This window comes from Streptomyces sp. NPDC047042 (genome assembly GCF_040644035.1).
In the GTDB taxonomy this organism is placed as follows: Bacteria; Actinomycetota; Actinomycetes; order Streptomycetales; family Streptomycetaceae; genus Streptomyces.
The window spans coordinates 12985-19641 of record NZ_JBEYVP010000046.1; the positions used below are offsets into that span (position 1 = coordinate 12985).

At 66.7% G+C, this 6657-nt stretch carries 5 protein-coding genes, 1 tRNA gene and 1 pseudogene; 3 read left to right on the plus strand and 4 right to left on the minus strand.

Going from position 1 to position 6657, the window contains the following annotated elements; translation table 11 throughout:
* Positions 1-35: 35 nt before the first annotated feature.
* Positions 36-1019 carry a phosphotransferase gene (locus ABZ855_RS39590; protein ID WP_360815825.1) on the minus strand — a complete coding sequence of 328 codons (984 nt, stop codon included), beginning with the start codon at positions 1017-1019 and terminating at the stop codon, positions 36-38.
* Positions 1020-1075: 56 nt separating this feature from the next.
* Here ABZ855_RS39590 and ABZ855_RS39595 point away from each other — a divergent pair, with 56 nt between their 5' ends.
* Positions 1076-1294: a hypothetical protein gene (locus ABZ855_RS39595; RefSeq protein WP_360815828.1), complete on the plus strand. Its 219-nt coding sequence runs from the start codon at positions 1076-1078 to the stop codon at positions 1292-1294.
* 399 nt (positions 1295-1693) lie between these two features.
* A complete protein-coding gene (locus ABZ855_RS39600; RefSeq protein WP_360815831.1) occupies positions 1694-2230 on the plus strand; it encodes a GNAT family N-acetyltransferase in 537 nt (178 codons plus the stop codon).
* A gap of 4 nt (positions 2231-2234) precedes the next feature.
* Here ABZ855_RS39600 and ABZ855_RS39605 read toward each other — a convergent pair.
* A tRNA-Ile gene (locus ABZ855_RS39605) sits at positions 2235-2308 on the minus strand.
* A 386-nt stretch (positions 2309-2694) separates the two neighbouring features.
* On the opposite strand from ABZ855_RS39605, the gene ileS reads away from it, so the two are divergent.
* Positions 2695-5898: an isoleucine--tRNA ligase gene (gene ileS, locus ABZ855_RS39610; protein WP_360815834.1), complete on the plus strand. Its 3204-nt coding sequence runs from the start codon at positions 2695-2697 to the stop codon at positions 5896-5898.
* Between the two features lie 61 nt (positions 5899-5959).
* Here the strand turns inward: ileS and ABZ855_RS39615 are convergent, their stop codons facing one another.
* Positions 5960-6310: a 4'-phosphopantetheinyl transferase superfamily protein gene (locus ABZ855_RS39615; protein WP_360815959.1), complete on the minus strand. Its 351-nt coding sequence runs from the start codon at positions 6308-6310 to the stop codon at positions 5960-5962.
* A gap of 30 nt (positions 6311-6340) precedes the next feature.
* Positions 6341-6625, minus strand: a pseudogene (locus ABZ855_RS39620) (hypothetical protein); the annotation flags it as partial.
* Between the last annotated feature and the right edge of the window lie 32 nt (positions 6626-6657).

The following is a 6657-nucleotide window of genomic DNA, read 5'->3' on the forward strand; positions in this document are numbered from 1 at the left end:
GCTGTGCGTCGAGCACCGCACGGATGTCCCGTGGGTCAGAATGCCCAGCCACGCCGGTCGGCCAGCCACCGCAGGGTGACCTCTCCGCACCACGTCTGGTGCTGACGAATGTGCGGGGACCACTCTGCTGGGGGCTGTCCGCCGGAGGTCAGGAAGAAACCCGAGAGTGCGGCCAGCGCTGCATCGAGTTGTTCGTCGATGACTCCACGGGCGGTGGGGTGCTGGATGAAGAGGGTCGTGGCATCGTGACCGTCGGCGTAGGCGGTGGCCAGGAGAAGGGCCAGATCGAACCAGCTCGCCCCCAGGCATGGCCAGTTCCAGTCGCAGATCCACGCGGCGCCGCGTGTGTCGATCAGCACGTTGTCCTGGCGCAGGTCGTGGTGAAGGACGGCATTTCCTGCGACGGCCTCCCGCCATCCGCTCTCCAGGCCGGCCAGCACGTCCAGGAGGTCGAGTGGCATCCAGAAGGGGAGGACGTTCGTGGGCGTGGCGCCACGGGCGAGGTTGCGCCAGTCGGCGAAGTCACCATCTGCACCCACTGGCTTGAGGCCGATGTGCTGGAGTCGTGCGGGTGGGGTGGTGAGTGCTTCCGCAGTGACTGCGTAGGCGTCGAGGGTGGCCGTGAGCTCGTCGGGTTTCCATGGCGTGGCCGGCAAGCGGCCGCCGTCGACAGCATCGATGCCGAGGACGACCCATCCGTCGTACTCCTCAATCCACCGCAGGCGTGGTGCCGGAATCGGTGCAGGGAGCGCCTGGTTGATCAACGCTTCCCGGCGGTAGCAGTCGGCGACCGCCGGATTGTCCGTGCTGTTGACCGCTTTGATGAACTGAGGTCCGGACGTGCCACGGAGTACTGCGGCGAAGCCGCTGGTGAATCCGCTCCCGGTGCTGGGCCCGGCCTGTGCCTCGCCCCCGAGGCGGTGTGCGATGAGTTGGCGAACGTCCTGGGGGAGGTTCTGCCAGTGTGGGCGTACCGCCGTGGAGTCGTACCGGAGGCGGGGGGTGATGATGTGGGGCATGTCGCCAGGATGAGGGAACCGCATTCTGCGGCGCCACGCAGTTGTCGCGTGGACGAGTGCCGACCTCCGAGTCGGTATTACCGGTGCGCAGCCTCGGCGACGCTACGGTCGGCGGCCGGCAGGTGTGCATCGAGCTGACGGTGCGCCGTCTGTTCTGCGACGCACCCAGGTGCCTTCGGGTGCCGTTCGCCGAACAGGTGGACGGACTGACCGTGCGCTACGGGCGACGGACACCGCAGCTGGGTGCGCTACGGGCTCACGGAACGGCGATGTGATGCACCGCCGGAGTGTGGGCCGTGCTGCTGACGAACAGGCTCTACTACTCGCGGACCAGGGAATCGCTCATGGTCATACGGGACGCCTCTCAAACCCTCGTGTTCGGCTGCTGACCCGGCAGTCCCGCAGACCGGGTTGGCCCCGGTATCCCGCACACGGCGACGCCGACTGCCTTCCGCGCAAGGGTGTACACCCTGCGCCCCTGCCGTGCTGCAGTGATCCATTTGAATGAAGACAGCAGAACAGGGAAAATCATCAGAAATAGGGAAAAATTATACAAGACGCATACGATTCGGCACCCTGAGTGCCTACCCTGCCACTTCACGGCAGTCACTCGCGGGACCTCCCTCAACGCGCAGAGGGCCGGTGGATCAATGAAAACGCACACCCCTCACCTCGTGACGTGCGCACCGTCCCTGCGCGAGGCTGAAGAGCTCAGCCGGGTGCATCTGACGGCCTGGCTCGAGACGTACCCGAGCGCCGCCAACGGGATCGACGTGGCCTGGATCCGGGAGAGCGTCGGGTGGGTGGTGGCCCCGGAGGGTGTCGCCCGGTGGCGGGAGGGCATCGAGGCCGCCGCCCTTCGGCCGCAACAGGACTTCTGCCGTATCGCACGGTCGGGGGACCAGGCCGTCGGCTTCCTGTGCGGCCACCGGGGCGACGTCACGACCCTGGGGCCCATGTACGTGCTGGCAAAGTTCACCGGCCACGGCATCGGAAGCCGTCTCATGGACGAATACCTGGAGTGGGTGGGGGGAAAGCCGGTTTTCCTCTGGGTCACCACTTACAACGAGCGCGCCGTCCGCTTCTACGCACGCCACGGATTTGTTGACTCCGGCGAGCGGCAACTCTGGAAGGGCCGACTACCCAACATGCGCATGATGCGCAGTCCGCACCTGGTGACGACTGGGGTCCCGAACCGGGATCGCAGATGATGTGTGGGCCTAAGTGGATTTGAACCACTGACCTCTTCCTTATCAGGGAAGCGCTCTAACCAACTGAGCTATAGGCCCTCGAAATCTCTCGACGCGTAGGCTATCAGAACGGCGATGTAGTCGACCCGGGCCTCTGGAGTGCCGGTCCGGCGCCCACGTGAAGGCCCCAACTCCGGTGCCGGGCCACGACCCAGCACGTCAGAAACGGCTTGTACACACGGGAGTCCGGTGCGGTAATCTCGGACCACAGGCGTGGATCCGGCCATCACCGGGGAGCCTCCGGAAGAAACGGATCGCCCTCACCGGCACGGTCCGGAGTAGAACCGGACGGGAGTGGCCCGTCATAGCCTCCAACGAGCGGTCGTCCGTGTGTGGGCGGCAAGCGGGGTGGTACCGCGGCGTCCCGGGGACGGGATCGTCGTCCCCGCGTGCAGGAGTCCATTCCGCCGCATGAGGAGCACCGCATGGCTGACCAGCAGCCCGATTCAGCCTCCTATCCGCATGTCCCTTCCCAGCCGTCCTTCCCCGAACTCGAGAGCGAGGTACTGGACTTCTGGGAGGCTGACGACACCTTCATCGCCTCGGTCGACGGCCGCCCCGCCGGCGAGAACGGCAGCAATGAGTACGTCGTCTACGACGGCCCGCCCTTCGCCAACGGCCTTCCGCACTACGGTCATCTGCTGACCGGGTACGTCAAGGACGCCGTTCCGCGCTACCGCACGATGCGGGGCAAGCGCGTCGAGCGTCGGTTCGGCTGGGACACGCATGGGCTTCCCGCGGAGGTTGAGGCCGAACGACAGCTCGGCATTGGACACAAGTCCGAGATCGAGAAGATGGGCGTCGAGGCCTTCAACGAAGCCTGTCGGGCCTCGGTCCTCCGTTACACGGCCGAGTGGAAGGACTACGTCACTCGGCAGGCCCGCTGGGTGGACTTCGACAACGGCTACATGACCTTGGACCTCTCGTTCATGGAGTCGGTCATCTGGGCCTTCAAGCAGCTATGGGACAAGGGCCTCGTGTACTCGGGTTTCCGTGTCCTGTGGTACTGCTGGCGCTGTGAGACCCCGTTGTCCAGCACCGAGACGAAGATGGACGACGTCTATCTCGACCGGCAGGACCCCGCAGTCACCGTCGGTCTGCGTCTGTCCGCGTCGAAGGCGTCCGACGATGTAGACTCCGGGACTGCCGCCCTGAGCGAAGATCTCGACGGTGCTCTCGCCCTTGTCTGGACGACCACTCCCTGGACTCTGCCGTCCAACCTGGCCGTGGCTGTGCACCCGGAGATCGACTACGTACTCCTGGAGACCGCTGCCGAGCTCGGCGGCGAACGGTATGTCATCGCCGAAGGGCGAATGCAGCACTACGCCCGGGAGTTGGGCGAGGAACCGAAGGTTTTGCGTCGGCTGAAGGGCTCCGAGTTGCTCGGGCTGTCCTACACGCCCCCGTTCGATTTCTTCGCCGACCACAAGAACGCGCACCGGATCCTGGCCGCCGACTACGTTACCGTCGAGGACGGCACTGGCCTCGTGCACCTCGCACCGGCATTCGGTGAGGAGGACAAGGCCGTCACCGACGCGGCCGGGATCGAGGTTGTGATCCCGGTAGACAGCCGGGGCGAGTTCACCACCGCGGTGCCCCCGTACGCGGGAACCCAGGTGTTCGAGGCGAACCGCGCCATCATCAGGGACCTGCGCGACCGGGCTCCTCACGTGCAGGGCGTGCTCTTCCGCCACGAAACGTACGATCACCCGTATCCGCACTGCTGGCGCTGCAGCAATCCGCTCATCCAGCGAGCGGTCGACTCCTGGTTCGTCCGTGTCACCGCGATCCGTGACCGCATGGTCGAGCTCAACCAGGACATCAACTGGGTCCCGTCCAACATCCGGGACGGCCAGTTCGGCAAGTGGTTGGAAGGCGCTCGGGACTGGAACATCTCGCGCAACCGGTACTGGGGCTCTCCCATCCCGGTGTGGATGTCCGACGACCCGCGCTATCCGCGTGTAGACGTCTACGGTTCTCTCGACGAGATGGAGCGGGATTTCGGTGTGCGCCCGACCGACCTGCACCGCCCCCACGTCGACGAGCTGACGCGTCCCAACCCGGACGACCCCACGGGGCAGTCGACCATGCGCCGTGTGCCGGAAGTCCTAGACTGCTGGTTCGAGTCGGGTTCGATGCCGTTCGCCCAGGTCCACTACCCGTTCGAGAACACGGACTGGTTCGACCACCACTACCCCGGCGACTTCATCGTCGAATACAACGGCCAGACGCGTGGCTGGTTCTACACCCTCCACGTGCTCGCTACGGCACTCTTCGACCGGCCTGCCTTCGCCTCCGCGCTCGTACACGGAATCGTCCTCGGCGACGACGGTCAGAAGATGTCGAAGTCCCGGCGCAACTACCCCGATGTGCGAGAAGTGTTCGAGCGCGACGGATCCGACGCCATGCGCTGGTTCCTCTTCTCTTCGCCCATCCTGCGCGGTGGCAACCTCGTGGTCACCGAGCAGGCGATCCGGGAAGGGGTCCGCCAGGCCATCCTCCCGCTGTGGAACACCTGGTACTTCCAGTCGCTCTACGCACGTGCGGCCGGCCATCGCGGGACCTGGCGCACCGACAGCTGTCATGTGCTGGACCGGTATGTGCTCGCCCGGACCGCCATGCTCATCGACACGGTCACGACCGCCATGGACAGCCTCGACATCGCCGGGGCGTGCGAGCGGATCCGTGATCACGCCGAGGTGCTGACCAACTGGTACGTCCGGCGCTCCCGGAAGCGCTTCTGGGACGGAGACGTGGATGCTCTGGACACTCTGCACACCGTCCTGGAGGTGACCACGCGGGTCGCCGCGCCCCTTCTGCCGTTCACCACGGAGCGGATCTGGCAGGGCCTCACCGGAGGCCGATCGGTTCACCTCACCGACTGGCCCTCGACCGCGGACCTGCCCCACGACGCCGAGCTCGTCGCCGGCATGGACCGCGTGCGCCAGGTGGCGTCGGCAGCCCTGTCGCTGCGCAAGGCCCGCGGACTGCGGGTCCGGCTGCCCCTGGCCAAGCTCCTCGTCGCAGCCCCCGACGCTGCTTCGCTCGCGCCCTTCGCCGACATTCTGCGTGACGAGGTCAACGTCAAGGACGTCGAACTCACCGACGACGTCACCGCGCACGGGCGTTTCGAGATCGCGATCAACCCGTCGGCCTGCGGTCCGCGCCTCGGCCCAGACACGCAGAAGGTGATCCGCGCCGTGAAGGCAGGCGACTACGTCCAGGATGCCAACGGGGTGTCCGCCGGAGGTATCGAGTTGCTGCCCGGCGAGTACACGGAGCGCCTCGTCGCGGTCGACCCGGACGAGACCGCGGCACTGCCGGGTAACACCGGCCTGGTGGTGCTGGACACCGCGCTGACACCCGAGCTGACGGCCGAGGGTCTGGCCAAGGACGTGGTCCGGCTGGTCCAGAAAGCGCGCCGTGAGGCCGGTTTCGACGTCTCGGAGCGCATCGCGCTGACCCTCGACGCCGCCGAGACGGTGATCGAGGCCGTCCGAGCGCACGAGGCGCACATGGCCGGTGAGGTGCTCGCGTCGTCCGTGGCCTACGTGGACGTTGCGGACCCCACACTCGTCGAGACGGTTGCCGATGGCGGGCGTGTCCGGGTCAGGGTGGACCGGGTCTGAACCCTTTTCACGGGCCGCGCCGCAGGAACTCGCTGTTCCCCGCGGCGCGGCCGCTCCGGCCTCACCAGGCGGGCCGGAGCGCGACGGCGTTGGCGATGTACCCACCCGCCGCCGCGCTGTGTCCAGCGAAGGATGTTCCCTCCGGGAAGGGCGGCGCAGGGCATCGGAGCACGGAGACGAACCCCCGAGGACCCCAGAGGACTTCGAGGTCGGAGAACTCCAGGGCCTTCCGTGTGAGCGGGTACATCGCCTTGTACGTCGCCTCTTTGGCGGAAAGGACCCAACGGGTGCGCAGCCCTCGCTCCTCCGCGCTCCCGGCGTCGGCTCTCCAGCGTTCGTCGGCGGTCAGGACCAAGGGATCGAGTTCCGAGGGAAGCGGCGCGCACGGCTCGATGTCTATTCCGATGCCCATGACATCGCTCGACCGGCCGACGGCCACCGCGACCCGGCTCTCGCAATGGGTGACCGATCCGACGAGGCCCTCCGGCCACCTGGGCGATCGGTCCGGATGAGGAAGAAGGGGAGTTCGCGCGTACCCGAAATCCTCCATCAGCCGATGCGCGAGCTGTCTTCCCGCAGCGAATTCCCGTTGCCGGTGCGGTACCGCACCGGCAACCACTCGCTGCTCAGCGGGTGCGAGCGCGCCGATGCTGCTGTCCCACGGATCCATTTCCGCGACCTTGACGCAGGAGGGCAGAAGCGGGGCGAAAATACTGAGTTCGGTCATGAGGTCGTGCCCGGGGGAGGCAGCCCGGCACC